The organism is Prevotella sp. 10(H), from assembly GCF_000711235.1.
Classification (GTDB): Bacteria; Bacteroidota; Bacteroidia; order Bacteroidales; family Dysgonomonadaceae; genus Dysgonomonas.
In genome coordinates this window covers 704089-721922 of record NZ_JOMI01000001.1, presented here as the reverse complement: position 1 = coordinate 721922, position 17834 = coordinate 704089, and the positions used below count along the sequence as shown (strand labels likewise).

Annotated in this window: 9 protein-coding genes and 1 pseudogene; 5 read left to right on the top strand and 5 right to left on the bottom strand. The window is 39.4% G+C overall.

Going from position 1 to position 17834, the window contains the following annotated elements; all coding sequences use genetic code 11:
- Positions 1-22: 22 nt before the first annotated feature.
- The 5 genes and pseudogenes from K348_RS0103010 to K348_RS0102985 all read left to right on the top strand — a co-directional run.
- Positions 23-1039: pseudogene (locus K348_RS0103010) on the top strand (glycoside hydrolase family 43 protein); the annotation flags it as partial.
- Positions 1040-1072: 33 nt separating this feature from the next.
- Positions 1073-3673, top strand: a complete 2601-nt coding sequence (locus K348_RS0103005; RefSeq protein ID WP_029902769.1) for an alpha-L-arabinofuranosidase C-terminal domain-containing protein — start codon at positions 1073-1075, stop codon at positions 3671-3673.
- A gap of 8 nt (positions 3674-3681) precedes the next feature.
- Complete coding sequence (locus tag K348_RS0103000; protein ID WP_029902768.1) at positions 3682-5610, top strand: family 43 glycosylhydrolase; 1929 nt, start codon at positions 3682-3684, stop codon at positions 5608-5610.
- A gap of 435 nt (positions 5611-6045) precedes the next feature.
- Positions 6046-7311: a hypothetical protein gene (locus K348_RS0102990; protein ID WP_029902766.1), complete on the top strand. Its 1266-nt coding sequence runs from the start codon at positions 6046-6048 to the stop codon at positions 7309-7311.
- Between the two features lie 112 nt (positions 7312-7423).
- On the top strand, positions 7424-8167 hold the full coding sequence (locus K348_RS0102985) for a sulfite exporter TauE/SafE family protein (RefSeq protein WP_029902764.1): 744 nt from the start codon (positions 7424-7426) through the stop codon (positions 8165-8167).
- Positions 8168-8250: 83 nt separating this feature from the next.
- Here the strand turns inward: K348_RS0102985 and K348_RS0102980 are convergent, their stop codons facing one another.
- From K348_RS0102980 to K348_RS0102960, 5 genes are all read right to left on the bottom strand, one after another.
- The gene (locus tag K348_RS0102980) at positions 8251-9498 is read right to left on the bottom strand and encodes a glycoside hydrolase family 5 protein (RefSeq protein ID WP_029902762.1); all 1248 of its coding nucleotides are present in this window, start codon (positions 9496-9498) and stop codon (positions 8251-8253) included.
- Positions 9499-9616: 118 nt separating this feature from the next.
- On the bottom strand, positions 9617-12004 hold the full coding sequence (bglX, locus tag K348_RS0102975; RefSeq protein WP_029902760.1) for a beta-glucosidase BglX: 2388 nt from the start codon (positions 12002-12004) through the stop codon (positions 9617-9619).
- A gap of 145 nt (positions 12005-12149) precedes the next feature.
- Positions 12150-13031, bottom strand: coding sequence for a hypothetical protein (locus K348_RS0102970; RefSeq protein ID WP_029902758.1), 882 nt, complete (start codon positions 13029-13031; stop codon positions 12150-12152).
- Between the two features lie 44 nt (positions 13032-13075).
- The gene (locus K348_RS0102965; RefSeq protein WP_029902756.1) at positions 13076-14614 is read right to left on the bottom strand and encodes a RagB/SusD family nutrient uptake outer membrane protein; all 1539 of its coding nucleotides are present in this window, start codon (positions 14612-14614) and stop codon (positions 13076-13078) included.
- Positions 14615-14632: 18 nt separating this feature from the next.
- Positions 14633-17809: a TonB-dependent receptor gene (locus K348_RS0102960; protein WP_029902754.1), complete on the bottom strand. Its 3177-nt coding sequence runs from the start codon at positions 17807-17809 to the stop codon at positions 14633-14635.
- Between the last annotated feature and the right edge of the window lie 25 nt (positions 17810-17834).

The window sequence follows — 17834 nt, the reverse complement described above, 5'->3', positions numbered from 1 at the left end:
TCTACTGCTTGCGCTGCTTATGTTATTCTCATGTGGAGAAGATAGCCGGAAGAAGCATATTCCTACCGAGAAAGATATGTCAGCCTATCTGATGGTTTATTTTAAAGACCCTACTCATAGCCTTTATATGGCAGTGAGCCCGGATGGATACACTTTTACCGATGTAAACGGGGGAGAGCCAATTATGCGTGGTGATACAATAGCTACACAAAAGGGTATACGCGATCCGCATATCTATCGTGGCCCAGATGGCGCATTTTATCTGGCAATGACCGACTTGCATATTTTCGCCCAACGGGAAGGATATCGGGATACTGAATGGGAACGCCCGGGTGAACTTTATTCGTGGGGGAATAATCGTGGTTTTGTGTTGCTTAAGTCTGATGATCTCATCAACTGGAAACGTGCAAATCTGCGTATCGATACTATTCCCGGTTTTGAAAATATCGGATGTGCGTGGGCTCCGGAAACAACTTATGACCCGGAAGAGCAAAACCTGATGCTATACTTTACTACCCGTTTCGGTAATGAAAAGAATAAGTTATATTATGCCTATATAAATAATGATTATAACCAATTGGTGAGTGAGCCGAAGCCTCTGTTGGAATATCCGAAGGATAATAATATTATCGATGCCGATATTACGTCTGTAAACGGCAAATATCATATGTTTTATGTGGCTCACGATGATGGAGCCGGAATAAAACAAGCAATATCAGATCATATCAATAGAGAGTATGTATACGATGCCCGTTGGTACGATCCTGAAGAGAAAGCCTGTGAAGCCCCTAATGTATGGAAAAGGATAGGAGAAGACAAGTGGATATTAATGTACGATTGCTATGGTATAGACCCTCATAATTTTGGATTTAGCGAAACTTCTGATTTTGTGAATTTTACAAACTTAGGGCGATTCAATGAGGGTGCTATGAAAACCACTAATTTTTCTTCCCCGAAACACGGAGCTGTGATACATTTGACTAAACACGAAGCTGAAAAGCTTGCTTTATATTGGGGTTTGGATATGAAGTTTCATTAAAATGGAAATCTTTATTAATTATATTATATAACAATGAAAAAATATTCATTTTTCTTTATAATTATTGTTTTGAGCATATTTTCTTCTACAGGCTTATATGCAAATAAACCTGATTCTGCATACATTTTTGCATACAATAAGGATAGAAAAGAGGGAAGGGGAGGGTTATGTTTTGCATGGAGTTCCGATCGGAAAGAATGGCATTCGATAGGACCTGAATTTGCTTTCGTTAATAGTGATTATGGTCGTTGGGGTTCTCAGAAAAGAATGTTTGATCCGGTATTGCTACAAGGTAAAAACGGCGAATGGCATGCTATATGGAGTTTGAATAATCAGGATGGAGCTTTTGCATATACTACATCTGAAGACCTGATAAACTGGAAACCACAATCATATCCTCTTGTGGCTGCAGGCAAGAATTGTCTACAAACAGAATTATCCTTTCAAAATGATATTTATACCGTATCGTGGGCTAGTATTAATGACAATGGTACGGCTTTTTACGCAGTAGATACTAAAGATTTCAAAACATATAGTGAAACGCGACAGATAACAAAATCCGAACGAAACGAACAACGTCAGACCATATCGCTCTTAAATAAATCTCAAATCGGAACGATACATAAAGTACCTTGGCTAATGATAGAGAATCTGCTTGCAAAAGTGAGTCTTACCAATTACCGTAATGAATTGTTTGCAGAAACAACTAAAGACGATCATAGTCGTTTTCCGGGTTTGCAACCTCTAGAAGCCGCTATTATAGTTAATGGGGAAAATACTAAGAAAATAAGTGATAAATTATTGGGTATTTTCTTTGAGGATATTAATTATTCCGCCGATGGTGGTATTTATGCCGAACTAATACAGAACAGAGGTTTTGAATATCAACCGTCGGATAGGGAAGGCGATCAGGAGTGGAACAGTTATAAAGCTTGGGAACTCAAGGGTAAGGATGCCGAATTTACTATAGATACACAAAACCCTATACATGAAAATAATCGGCATTACGCAATACTTACTGTTAACAAAGTCGGTGGAGGATTGATGAATAGAGGATTTGACGGAATTGCACTAAAAGCTAATGAGAAATATGACTTTTCTGTTTTTGTCCGGGTATTAAACGGTAAATCTACAAACCTAAAAATACGATTAACAGGCGATAATGGTGAAATATATGGCGAAACAACAATTAAATCTATTTCGCAAAAATGGAAGAAATACAACTCTATTATTACTGCCCGTGCAGATGCGACAAGTGCCCGTCTGGAGATTCTGCCTCAAAATGAAGGAAAATTTGCTTTGGATATGGTGTCCCTTTTTCCGCAAAAAACATTCAAGGGACGCAAAAACGGTCTTCGGGCTGATTTAGCACAGGTGCTGGCTGATATGAAACCGCGATTTGTGCGTTTCCCGGGTGGCTGTGTGGCTCATGGCGATGGCATAGATAATATCTACCATTGGAAAAATACTATAGGTCCTTTAGAATCCCGTAAACCTCAACGAAACTTATGGGGTTATCACCAAACCGCTGGACTGGGTTATCTGGAATATTTTCAGTTTTGTGAAGATATAGGCGCAGAACCTGTACCAATAGTGGCAGCAGGCGTACCATGTCAGAATTCAGCACACCATGGTTGTGCTATCGGCGGACAGCAAGGTGGAATTCCTTTATCAGAAATGAATGCTTATATTCAGGATATTCTCGATCTGATAGAATGGGCAAATGGCGATCCTAGAACAAGCAAATGGGCTAAAATGCGTGCCGATGCCGGACATATCAAGCCGTTTGATTTAAGATATATTGGTGTGGGTAATGAAGATCTTATTTCAGATGTGTTTGAAGAACGTTTCGAGATGATTTTCAAAGCTATAAAAGAAAAGCACCCTGAAATAACAGTTATAGGAACAGCCGGACCATTTTCAGAAGGATCGGATTACGACCGGGGATGGGCTTTTGCAAATGAGTTGGCGGTTCCTATGTTGGACGAGCATTATTACCAACCTCCTGCATGGTTTATCTACAATCAGGATTTCTATGATAAATACGACCGAAATAAATCGAAAGTATATCTTGGAGAATATGCAGCACATTTGCCGGGACGACCTAATAATATGGAAACAGCATTGGCCGAGGCCATTCATCTGATTTCGTGTGAAAGAAATGGTGATGTCGTAGACATGACATCATATGCTCCTTTATTGGCAAAGGAAAATCATACGCAATGGAATCCGGACCTGATTTATTTTAATAATACCGAGGTGAAACCAACTGTAGGCTATTATGTACAAAAGCTATTTGGTGAAAATGCAGGGGATGATTATATATCTTCGATTGTCGATGTACAAACCCACAACGATAAGGTTCGTAAACGGATTGCTTGTTCGGTCGTGCGCGATAGTAAAACAAAAGATATAATTATAAAATTAGTAAATATGCTCCCTGTTGAGGTAAATACATCTTTAGATGTAAATGCGCTGAAGATATCAGGGATACAAGCTGTGAGAACTACTCTTACAGATAAGCCGGACAGTAAAAATTCTCTTCCTATAGAATCTGTGATCAATACAGATGAACTCGAAAGGATGCAGCTACCAGCTTATTCATTTACTGTTATAAAATGTAAAATGCAATAAAATATAAGATGAAGAACAGAGTACTTGTATTACTATCATTTCTGATGTGTATTGGGCTTTATACGTATGCCCAAGGATATAAATCAGGTCCTGCAGAAAAAGATTATGTTGGCTATCTGTTTACCTACTTCAAAGGCAATGATGTAAAGGACGAAGCTATATGTTATGCCATTAGCCGCGACGGATACAATTATAAATCTTTGAACAACAACCAGCCGGTAATAGACTCCAAGCAAATTAGTTCGACCGGAGGGGTGCGTGATCCTCATATCCTTCGTAGTGAAGACGGTAAAACCTTTTATATGGTGGTTACCGACATGACATCATCCAAAGGCTGGGATTCAAACCGGGCGATGATTTTACTCAAATCCTACGATCTGGTAAACTGGACATCTTCTATTATTAATATACAGCAGAAATACAAAGGTCAGGAAAATCTGAAACGGGTTTGGGCTCCGCAGACTATTTATGATCCCGATGCCGGAAAATATATGATTTATTGGTCTATGCAGCACGGAAATGGACCGGATATTATTTATTATGCCTATGCCAATGAGGATTTTACCGATTTGGAAAGTGAACCCAGACAACTCTTTTTTCCAAAAAACGGAAAGTCTTGTATAGACGGAGATATTATCAACAAAAATGGTCTATATTATATGTTTTATAAGACAGAAGGGCACGGAAACGGAATCAAACTGGCTATAACCGATAACCTTACATCTGGTAAATGGATAGAGCAACCCGGTTACAAACAACAAACACGTGATGCAGTGGAAGGATCGAGTGTATTTAAACTTATCAATAGTGATAATTACATATTGATGTACGATGTATATGGAAAAGGTTCATACCAATTCTGCGAAAGTAAAGACCTCGATGTTTTTAAAGTTATAGATAAAAGAATCAGTATGAACTTCCATCCGCGTCATGGTTCTGTAATACCTGTTACCCGTTGGGAAATCAAAGCCCTGACTGATAAATGGGGTGTTCCGGACGGTTTTGAAATGCCAACAGATAAGAATCCTGTAATTGCAGGCTTTTATGCCGATCCTGAAATCCTTTATTCCGAGAAGAACAACAGATATTATCTGTATCCTACAAGCGACGGATTTCACGGTTGGGGAGGATATTATTTCAAAACCTTCTCATCTGATAATCTGAAAGACTGGAAAGACGAAGGTGTAATATTAGACTTGAAAAAAGATGTATCATGGGCTGACGGTAATGCTTGGGCACCATGTATCATCGAAAAAAAGGTTGGAAAGGACAAGTTTAAATATTACTATTATTTCAGTGGAGGGAAAGAGGGAGAGCCTAAGAAAATAGGTGTGGCAGTAGCAGATGACCCGACAGGACCTTTTAGAGATTCGGGTAAACCATTGATAGATTTCTATCCCAATGGCATTACAGGAGGGCAGCAGATAGATCCCGATGTATTTAACGATCCCAAAACAGGTAAAACTTACCTTTATTGGGGCAATGGCTATATGGCGGGAGCCGAACTTAATAAAGACATGGTGTCTATTAAAAAGAATACAATAAAAGTAATGACCCCTGATAATACTTTCCGCGAGGCTGTTTATGTTTTCTATCGGAAAGGAGTTTACTATTTCCTTTGGTCAGAAGACGATACACGTAGTCCCAATTATAAAGTGCGTTATGCTACCGCAAAATCACCCTTAGGTCCACTTACTATTTCATCGGATAATATTGTTATTATGAAAGATGACTCTCAAGGTATTTATGGAGCAGGACATAATTCAGTATTACAAATTCCCGGTACCGAGGAATGGTATATTGTTTACCACCGCATCCATAAACCTAATGGAGTGGATATGCCTGATGGAGCGGGTGGATATCACAGAGAAATATGTATAGATAAAATGGAATTTAACGAAGATGGTAGTATCCGACAGGTAAAACCTATGTTATAAAAAACAGTTCGCGCCTATACATTTATTATCCAATAATATATCCAGTATATCCGCCTTTATAGAGAATTTCATTTCATAAGGGTCAAGATTTTCTGTTTCCCTTGATTTACGGTATATTCTATGTATTGCTTAAAGGTAATTATTTTTCATTTCCAAGCAAATTTGTCGGACATTATTAAGATTTGGCCTTAGATTTAGTCTCCTAGTTGTAGTTTACATTTGAATATTAAAATATCTTATACAGAAAAAGTGATAGGTTTTAATAATGATAATATTGGTATATTTGCAAAGCTGATTTATCAAACGGAATCTAAAACTGAAATGAGCATTATAAAGGAGAAATTGCTGCAAATGTAGACGTTTCGTTGGCGTAAATGATTCCTATTACTCGAAAACATTTATAAGATTAAGAAAAAAGTCTAAAGAGAATTTACTATGAAAAAAACTTTATTAATAATATATATTCTTTTATTTTCTTTCTTCTTCGCAAATGGGCAGGAACCTAATTATGAAGAGTCAAAAGTTCCGCAGTATGTATTGCCTGATCCTTTGAAAATGGAAAATGGAGAGAGCGTTGACTCCAAAACTCAGTGGGTAGAAAATCGCCGTCCCGAGATTTTACATCTGTTTGAAACTCACATTTACGGAAAAGCTCCTGAAAGGCCGATGGACATACGTTGTGAGATATTATCGGAAAATAAATATGCACTGGGTAATATGGCGACACGCAAGGAAATAGCGCTTTATTTTACCGATAGTAACGAGCACTACATGACTATTTTGATGTATATACCTAACAAACGCGCGGGCGCGGTTCCTCTTTTCTTCGGGTTGAACTTTAAAGGTAATCATAGCATTTGTGAAGATCCGGATATAACTGAATCGGTAATACGAATGGAACCCCGTAAAGGGGAAAGCGAAATCCGTCCGCATGCATTCAAACTGGGTGATGCATCTTCCCGCTGGCCTGTGGAAATGCTCATTGCAAACGGCTATGGACTGGCGACAGTTTATAGTGGAGATATCGATCCCGACTACGATGACGGTTTTCAGAATGGAGTTCATCCTCTTTTTTATAAGAGCGGACAGACAAGACCAGAACCAAATGAATGGGGGACACTGGCTACATGGGCTTGGGGACTAAGTTGCGCTATGGATTACTTCGAAACGGATGAAGACATCGATGCTACTAAAGTTGCCGTATTCGGACACTCCCGCCATGGAAAGGCCGCATTATGGGCCGGTGCCATAGATCAGCGTTTTGCTATGGTAATATCTAATGATTCGGGTTGTGGTGGTGCTGCCCTTTCGAGAAGAAAGTACGGTGAGACGAGCCGAACAATCAACACGACTTTCCCGCATTGGTTTTGTGAGAATTTTAAACAGTACAACGATAAAGAGAACGAACTGCCTGTCGATCAGCATCAATTAATAGCTCTTATGGCACCGCGCCTAGTATATATAGCCAGCGCTGTGGAAGACCGTTGGGCTGACCCGAAAGGTGAATTCCTATCAGGAGTTCATGCTACTCCGGTATATGAACTATTTGGACTCACTGGATTGCCAGTCAGAGACATGCCGGCAGTCAACCAGCCTGTTCATACTGGATATATTGGTTACCATGTGCGCGCGGGGTATCATGATATCAATCTGTATGACTGGCAGCAATTTGTGAAATTTGCCAATAAACATTTCAAATAGAGATATAAAAAGAAGCGGAAATACGCTAAGTTTGTTACACTGGTAAATTTATGAAGACTCGATAACATAAATACACTATCATTCACCGCAGAATTTTGTATTTTTGCATATCATGTCTGCAATATTTATAATATCATTAATCATCATCATAGCTTTTTCAGCTACGCTGTTCCGTTCCACTTTTGGTTTTGGAGAGGCTCTTATTGCCGTTCCATTATTGAGTTTATTCCTACCTATAGGTATGGCAGTATCACTGGCTGTTATGATGTCTATATTAGTAGCATTGGTTGTAGTTATTCATGATCATTCCAAGATTCACTTCCATAGTGCGAAGTGGCTCATTTTATATGCTTTCTTAGGTATACCGGTAGGACTTTTTATCCTTTCTTATGGTAATGAAGCTATAGTAAAGATTATACTTGGACTTATAATCATTCTTTACGCTATATATTCTTTAGTCGGAAAGAATACTATCAAATTGGAAAAAGACAGTAAAATCTGGTTGTTTGTATGCGGATTTCTTTCAGGTGTATTAGGTGGCGCGTATGGGGCAAATGGCCCACCTCTGGTTGTATATGGTAATCTTCGCCAGTGGGATGCGCAACATTTTAGGGCGACCCTGCAGGCCTATTTTTTACCGGCCGGACTATTTAGTATGATAGGATATGTAAGCGAAGGGCTTATTAACGCACAAATACTTCTATACTTTTTGTATAGTATACCGGTTATAATATTTGCTGTTTTTATAGGCAGATATTTAAATAAAAAGATAAAAGGCAATGCATTTTATAAATACGTATATTGCGGATTAATTCTTATTGGTGTAGTTATGATACTTAATTCTTTATTTCTATAGTAATAACAGTCGTAATGAATGACTTACTTTCATATTGATAAACCTTTCATTACGACATGTATAAAAAATAAGAGTTATATTAATCAAGGCTTCATACCCAGCGCAAGTGTATACCCTTCATTTTTTACACAATTCTTAAATTTCATATTTTCAAGCAATGTAGTCATCGCTTTCTTTACTGTTTGCTGGTCCGGACGTACTTCGCGTATCTTGGCAAAAGTAGCTCTGTCTTGTTTTGTATACTTCACTATAATATCCCAGTTTTCAGGAGTCGGAATAGTCATCATACAACTTTCCGGTACCATTTTCTTATATGGCCAGTAGTGCCATCCAATGTTATTACGTTCCATCAGTCGCGTCCATCCGGCAATCCATTGATGAGTGTTTTCTCCTGTCTCTCCCATATATATAGGCAGGTTTACACTATCCCTGAATTGTACAAAATCTTGTATGTCAGTCTGCAATGTATCGCACCAGTAGCGGTGACAAGTATACATCAGTTTATCGTCGAACTTCGAATCTTTAAACATACTGAAATTACCGTTCCATTGAGCTCCGCCGAGCAATACTATATGATTCTTGTCAACGGCACGTATTGTTTTTACACATCTTTTATATAGTGGTTCTAAGGAATCATTCAGATGCGCATAATCTTCCATGAAATAATGCGCTATCGGCTCATTCAAAAGATCATAGCCAAGGATGATCGTATCATTTGCATAATGTTCAGATACCTGTCTCCATATATCGCAAAACAACACTTTGCTTTCCTCATCTTCCATCAACCATGGGTAACCGTAGCTATCGTCTATGTTATCTCCTGTTTGTCCCCCGGGAGCATCATGCATATCAAGGATCACATACAGATTTTGCTGACGACACCATTTTACTACCTGATCGATAAGTTCGAATCCATCATGCGAAGCATCCAATCCCATATAATCCTCATTAGTGAAAAGTTTATAGTGAAATGGGATGCGTATTGAGTTCATTCCTGTTTCTTTGATATACTTTATATCATCCTCAGTAATGTAATTCTTTTTAAATTCTTTCCAGAAATTCTTCGTGAAATCAGGTCCGGCCATCTCACAGAAAGCTTCATTGATCTGGCGATAAGAAGCGGCTTCTGCACCAAATAGGAACATGTATCCTTCCGGGTTAAGCCAGTTGCCCAGATTTATCCCTTGTATCAGGAACTTTTCTCCATTAGGTTTTAGAATGTCCGGTCCTTCAACTCTTAAAAAGCGGTCGGTATATTGAGTTTTAGTTTCATTAGACTGGCAACCAAACAAAGTAATAAGGATCAAAAATAAATAAATAAAATTCTTCATGGTTTATTATCTCTTATCGTTGTTATTCGCATCTATTATAGTGAGTTATTCGGTGTTAGTAGAAGAAAGGGTATAAGAACCACACGCCTTAATTGATTCTTATACCCTTTTGTGTACTTTATTCTGTCACAGAGAAAGTACCCTTTAGGTCAGCATTGCTATTTCCACCGACCCATACATTAAAATCACCTTCTTCAGCCTTTTTAACCAAATCACGACCATAGAAAGCCAGATCGTGTGCTGTAATTTTAAATTCAATTGTCTTTGCTTCTCCAGCTCTTAGTCTTACACGTTGAAATCCTTTGAGTTCTTTTACAGGGCGTATTATCGAGCCAAACATATCTTGTATGTATAGTTGGGCTACTTCGGTACCATCGGTGTTACTTGTATTCTTCAGATTGACCTTTATTGTCAGCGACCCGTTCATCGGCATTGATGTCGATGATAGTGATAAATCGGAATACTCGAATGTACTGTATGACAACCCGTATCCAAATGGATATAATGGATCTTTGCCCGAATCGAGATAGAATGAAGTATTACCCAGCGATGTTTGTCCTGCTTCCAGTTCAATCTCATCCAATGTCATTACTTTTTCAGGAGCCGGACGCCCTGTATTGTTATGATTATAATACATTGGTATCTGTCCTACTTCGCGAACGAATGTCACAGGAAGTTTTCCACTCGGATTAGCTTTTCCAAAAAGAAGATCGAATATAGCAGGACCACCCATAGTTCCCGGATGGAAGTTGAATAATACTGCATCTGCGTAAGGCAGGTCGCGTTCTATTGTCAGTGGCCTTCCAGCCATAATGACAAGGACAACAGGTTTGCCGGAACTTTTCACTGCTTTCAACAATTCGGACTGTACACCGATAAGATTAATATTTGATAAAGAATGAGCCTCCCCCGAGAGTATAGATTCTTCACCCAGAAATACTACAGCAACATCAGCAGAAGCCGCTGCGGCCTTGGCTTTTTCAAAGTTTGAAGTGTTTTTGTCACGCGAATAAGCCAATGCAGGCTCATATACATAGTTAATATGTTTATAATCTGCTTTTAGCGCCCCCAAAGGAGTTACGGTATAATTCTTATCCCCATCAAAAACCCACGTTCCCATCTGATCGTGTGGGGCATCAGCCATTGGGCCTATGATGGCAATTTTTTTATTCTCATTTAAGGGTAGGACATTATCATTCTTCAACAGGATTGCTGATTCGACAGCAGCTTGTCTGGCCGCTTTCATATGTTCAGTTGTATAGAGTATAGATGGCTTTTGGGTATCTACATACGGATTTTCAAACAAGCCCATACGGAATTTCACACGAAGGATATTACGAACGGCATTATCTATAGTTTCCATCGTAATTTTCTCCTCCTTCACAAGGTCCGGTAAGTATTTCATATATGCCCCGCTTACCATCTCCATATCTACACCTGCATTTGCCGAAAGTTCTGCTACCTGCTTATCATCTTTTGCATATCCATGGGGTATCATTTCTCCCATCGAAGCCCAATCTGAAACTACGAAGCCATCAAATTTCCATTCATCTCTCAATATATTTTTCAGTATATGCTCATTAGCGGATGCAGGTATGCCGTCATTGTCATTGAATGAAGTCATTAATGTGGCTGCACCTGCTTTTATAGCATTGTGAAAAGGAGGTAAATAAATATTTTTCATCTGGTAAGGAGGAATATTCGTGCTATTATAATCACGGCCGCCTTCGGCTGCGCCATACCCTATGAAATGTTTCACACAGGCAGCTATCGCATTCGGATCATTGAGATTTCCATTGCCTTGAAACCCCCTGACCATAGCCGCACCAAGTTGTGCTCCCAGATAAGGGTCTTCTCCAAGGCTTTCCGCTATGCGCCCCCAACGAGCATCGCGGGAGATATCCAGCATAGGGGCGAATGTCCATGTAATGCCTGTAGAACGGGCTTCAACAGCAGCAATATGCGCGCCGTCTTCTACTAATTGTGGGTTAAATGATGCTGCCTGTCCTAATGGAATCGGGAATATTGTCTTAAAACCATGAATAACGTCGCGCCCTATAATCATCGGTATCCCCAAACGGCTTTCTTCCATAGCTGCTTTTTGAAGATTGTTTATCATTTCCGGATCAACAATATTCAGCAAAGAGCCTATTTTACCATCTTTTATCGGTTGTACAAAGTTATTATCCAACATTTGGCCGGCAGTCTTTTTGATAAGGGCTATCTTTTCAGATTTAGGCATTTCCGATGGCTTTTTCTGGTCTGTTCCGCCTGCTATGCCCATTCTGATGAGGAATGTATCCATGTCATCGTCACTGAACTGAGCTATAGCTTTATCATCGACAGTGAAAAAACTGATTTGATTCATTTGACCGATTTTCTCTTCCAATGTCATTTTGGAGAGGAGGTCTTCCACTCTTTTTTCTATAGTTTGTTGAGCGTAACTTGACGAAAAAATACTCGATAAGGCAAGTAAGCCTAAGAATCCTGATTTTCTAATATTCATAATGTATTAATCTTTTTGATATACTCTGACATAGCCGGTTATTTAGTCGCTACTTTTTGCCAAACAAGTTTATATCCATGTATTATTTGAAAAGAACAGGCTGCCTGAATAAAGCATGGTCAGGCAACCTGTAAAATATTTATATTTACTGCTTAGGCTTAAAAATATACCTCCAATTATTACCGGATTCGATAGTACTTACACAATTCAACTCTAACTGATCTTCTGTCAGTTTCACAATTTTGTATGTTGAAGTACCTGCATAGTGCCCCATAAACGCACCTTCACCTAAAGTGAGAGTATTGGTTGATTCCACCATTAAGAATGTATAATGGTTTTTCGGCGCAAATTCCACATCGAAATCACCGGCCGGAGGGACAACAGCATTTGTATATCCTAATGCGGCCAAGGCATCTTTTCCTTTAGCATTTGTATATATCCATCCATTATTTACCCACGTTAGTTCAAGTCCGTTAGGCTTTATACTAAAAGTGAATTCTTGCGTATATAAACTGGATTCTGCTTTTTCATTGGGCGCAGCGTTCCAAGACCAGGAATTATCGCTAGGGAATACCCCGAAATGACCTTCCTTTTCAGTGTCGAACACCCATGTTTTGCCATTCGTGTTATTTAGTCCGCCAGTCAGAGCATTATACATCGGTGTATCTAACAAACTAAAATCATCATCAGTAATGGTAACATCCTGAGTTACTGTTTCAGCCCCACCTGATGTATATAATGAGAGAGAGATAGTATAATTCCCTTTAAAAGGATAGGCTCCTTCAACATTATCTCCTTTATCACCGGCTCCGTTGCCGAAACTCCAGATAGCAATGCCCGGTATCTTTGAAGTATTTTTTATTTCTAATATATTAGGATTCGCTGCTGATTTGGCAACAGTAAAACTTAATTGATCAGCTGATGGAATTGGTCCCAGCTTATAATCCGTACTATCCTGCGGGTCGCAGCTAGTGAATGCCAGAACTGTGGCAACCAACAATACCACTGACATTAATATATTTTTCATATGATATCTTTTTATAATTATTTGATAAAATATTTAGTAATGAATTAGTAAGGATTTTGTTGAAGTTCAAAGTCAGTATTTTTTGTCCTGTCTATTTCAGATTGAGGAATCGGTAAATATTTACTTTTCTCTGCTGTCCAAGTTCTTTCAGAAGAAAATGCAGGAATATTTTCCGTCAATACTGTCGGTGCATCTCCCCACCTAACAAGATCCCAATAGCGAAGACCTTCACCCATGAATTCAAGCCGACGCTCTTTCTTTATATTATCAAGCGTAGCCGTCACTTTATTCTGGTCAAACTTATCTCCAAAAGCACGCCTTCTTACAAAATCCAGATATTCCTGAGCGGTTCCGGCACCTGGAGCTGTAGCTCCTCCCACAAGTAATTCGGCAGCATTCAGATAAGCTTCGGGCAGACGAAACAAACGAAGATTATTATCGAAGTTCAGATCAGCATCACCTGCTTTTACATCATTATATCCTTTACGCGCTGCATATTTACGTATAAATAGCCCTGTATCCTGAAAACGTTTAGTATATTTTCCGGTACGGAAATCATTTATAGTAGCATCACGTCTTTTATCATCAGCAGAATATATATTATATGCTTCAGTGCGGACAGGAGCAAATCCCCAACCTGCAAGGAAAATATCATTAGGATCAGAAAGCCCGTTAGGTGAAACGAATGCCGGAAGATTTGTTCCGAAACCAATCCAGGATTCACTCCAGGTTTTTCCATCTGCTTTCTGGTTTGTTTCAAAAAGCGATTCTTTACAGAATTCTCCTGATGCTAAGAATACTTCTTCCAAATCATCCATAAGGCCATAAGCCGGGTTGTCTATAATTTCTACCATATCCGCCAATACCTGATTGTAACGGGTCTGGTCTTTTTGATACATTACAGTACGTGCTCTAAGCATTTGTGCCATAGGTTTGGTTACCCGCCCAAAAGTAGACTCATCCGCCACTTTTCGTAGTTTTTCTCCTTCTAATGCGAAATCGAGGTCTTCCATAATTTCTGTATATACCTCATCCGCTTTCAATTGCTTCGCCAAATATGGTTTTGGAAGTACCGATACTTCATAGTAAGGTACATTTCCCCACATTTTCCATAGCTGATGCATATACAAGGCACGTAGAGTATGAGCCTCTGCTAATGTGGTGGCCACAGTTTCAGGCGTTACTCCTATAACATTGCTACATGCTTCTATTAATTCATTGCATCTGGTAAGTCCGGTATAATAGATAGACCACCATCCTTGCGGAACATCTGTAGGAGTATTTTTGAATTGAGAAAGGAAATACAGCGCACCCTGATCATTAGCTTCTCCTCCGCCTTTATATAAATCATCGGAACGAAGATCGCCCATGAGGATGTAACTATTATAATTGCCATTGGCATAATTATCTAGTAACAGTATCTGGTAAGCTGAAGCCAGATGCTGGTTCAATGTTTTCATTGTAACCGGTCCTCCTACCTCGGGCTGTGTAGACGAATTCACAGACAGAAAATCATCCCCGCAAGAAGTAGCGCTAAACAGAATAGCTCCGGCAATCATTATTTTTATGATATTCTTTTTCATTGTAATAGGATTTTGAGATTAGAATGTAATACTTGCACCGAAAGTAATTGTACGTGATTGAGGATAAATACCTTTGTCGACACCTTGGTTTCCGTCCCCGATTTCAGGATCGAAGCCATCTTTGTATTTTGTGAATGTCAACAAATTTTCTGCACCTACAAATAATCTTAATCTTTCGATACTTGCTTTTTTTGTAATAGCAACCGGTAGAGTGTATCCTAACTGGATATTTTTCAATCGGCAATAATCTCCGCTCTTTACGTACAGGTCAGAAACTCTCCAGTTGCGATTTATATCTTTAGATGTCACTCTAGGTATTTTGTTTGATGTTCCCTCTCCAGCCCATCTGTCGAGTATCCAGCTAGGGCGGTTGATACCGGGAATATCAGCTCTTTGAGAAATATCGAAAATGTCACTTCCCGTAACTCCCTGGAAAAAAGCAGTAAAATCAAAATCTTTCCAATCTACATTGATAGTCAGACCATATGTCCAATCGGGAGCTCCCTTACCTATCATTGTTCTGTCTTTGTCATCTATTGCATTATCATTATTAAGATTAGCGAAACGAACATCTCCTGGAACAGCCGATGTGCCGTATTTGTTATTATATTCGTCTGCTTCAGCCTGATTCTGCAAAATTCCATCTGTTTTCCATCCGTAAAAGAAAGGCCAAACCATGCCATTTTTTGCATATATAAAGTTTTCCACTCCGGAAGCACCTGAGTTACCCCATGATTCTTCCCCTGTTGGAGTTCCAAGATCTATCAGTTTATTCTTAACATATGATGCATTTGCATTGACTGCAAAATTAAAGTCTCCTACAGCAAATCGATATCCAAGATCAAATTCTACTCCCGAGTTTGTCATTGTTCCGGCATTAGCCCATGGCGCTTTTTTACCTACATAACTCGGAATTGGTTGTTCTTTCAACATGCCGGTTGTCTTTTTGTGGAAATAATCGAAAGTGAATGATAATGCGCCTTTAAAGAATCTGGTATCGATACCTATGTCCGTTTGTTTAGATTCTTCCCATTTCAGGTCAGGATTAGGAATACGTCCAGAACTTGCTCCGGAATACATGTGTTCGCCTTTACCAGTGCCAAAGTAATAGTTTTGCCCGCTTTCCAGTAAAGCCGCATATCCGAACGATTCTATATTTTGGTTACCATTTACTCCCCAGCTTACGCGAAATTTCGCCATATCGAACCATTGTGGCTTGATATTTGCCATAAACTCTTCATTCATTAGATTCCAACCTAAAGAGAAAGACGGAAATACCCCCCATTTATTATTAGGTCCGAACTTTGAAGAACCGTCGCGTCTTACGGTTGCTTGAAGCATATACTTTTCATTGAAGTTATAATCAATACGTCCGAAATAAGAAGCAAGTGTGCTCATTTCAGTATAACCCTCTGTCCTTTCATCGTCACGTCTGGCCGTACCTGCATTTATAACTGCCATATGAGGATCAAAAGAGATCAGATCGAAGTCCTGTCCGTAGAGATAACGACGTTTGTATTTTTGTGCCGATTGCCCTGCCAGCAGAGAGAAATTATGTTTATCGGCTAATGTGAAATTATAAGTCAATGTATTCTCTAGCTGCCACGTATATGACCTGTTCATTTGCGATGAGGCATAAGATAAAACATCAGTTTCGGCCTTAGTCATATCAGAGAGATAATATGGATATCTGTATGCATCTGCGCCCCAAAATGCCAAGTCGAACCCGTAAGTAGATTTAAACTTAAGACCTTTCAACACATCTACTTCAACAAAGAAAGTACCGATAATTTTGTCTTCATTATTTTTTGTTCTTTCAGGGCGGTTAAGTAGAGCAAGTGGGTTTACTATCTCCTGAAATCCATCCGGAGGTAGAGAAAATACTCTACCGGTATTTTTATTTATGACAGCGGTAGGGTGTGCGGCCAGAATAGCGGCAGCATCGTCGTCATTTGCATATACGCTAACCAAAGGGCTTTGTCCGATGGCGCTACCTAGTACTGAACCGAACTCGGAATTTACTCCTCCCGGCACTCCTACAGACTTGGCTCTGGCATAACTAATATTTGTTCCCACCTTAACTTTGTTAAGGAAATTTCTCTCTTTTTCAGCATTCAGAACTTCATAGGTATTATTGGAACGAATAGACCAACGGTTGTAATTTGACATACCATAGTTACCACCGATTATTCCATCCTGATCGAAATATCCTAAAGAAAGGAAATACGATATTTTATCATTACCTCCCGAAACGCTTATCTGGTGGCTTACAACAGGCGCATTATCGTTAAATACTTCGTCCTGCCAGTCTGTGTTCACTGACTGTCCATTTCGGGCTGCAGTAATCTGATCTCCTGAATATAAAAGAGTTTCACCACCGTTTACTCTCATCTCGTTACGGATAATCATGTATTGCTCGGCATTTAATACTGATTTCTTCTTCCATGGATTCTGAAATCCGTAGCTGAAATCATAATTAATCTTAGTCTTTCCCTGAACACCGCTTTTGGTCGTAATCAGGATTACACCATTAGCAGCACGTGCTCCATATACAGCAGCAGAAGCTGCATCCTTTAGAATTTCTACAGAAGCTATATCTGTAGGGTTGAGATTACTTATACCACCTGAAACAGCCATACCGTCTACAATGTATAGAGGGTCGCTATTGTTGGTAGTACCTGTACCACGGATACGGACTTTCGACTCGGAGCCCGGTTGCCCTGAATTTGTTGTAATCTGTACTCCCGATACTTGCCCTTTCAGAACATTCTCTACACGCGTAGGAGACATTTTGCCGAGATCATCGGCTTTGATACTGCTGATAGCGGCCGTTGTGACACTTTTCTTTTGTACGCCATACCCCACTACAATGACTTCGTCAAGAATTTGTGGGGAAGGACCCATTACTATGTCCAATGTTTCTCCGGTAACTTTTATTTCCTGGGTTACATATCCGACATATGAAAATACTAGGGTAGCACCCGATTGTACATTAATGGTATATTGGCCGTCGATATCGGTCATTACTCCATTAGTTGTTCCTTTTTCGGCTACTGATACACCAATTAGAGTTTCTCCTGTAGGCGCATCTGTGACAGTTCCTCTCACTCCGAACGTTTGCCCGGATACAGCCAGAGAAGATAAAAATAATGGAAGGATAAGAAGTAACTTCCATAAGAAGGGATTTCTCTTCATGATTGTTAATTTAAGGTTGAATACT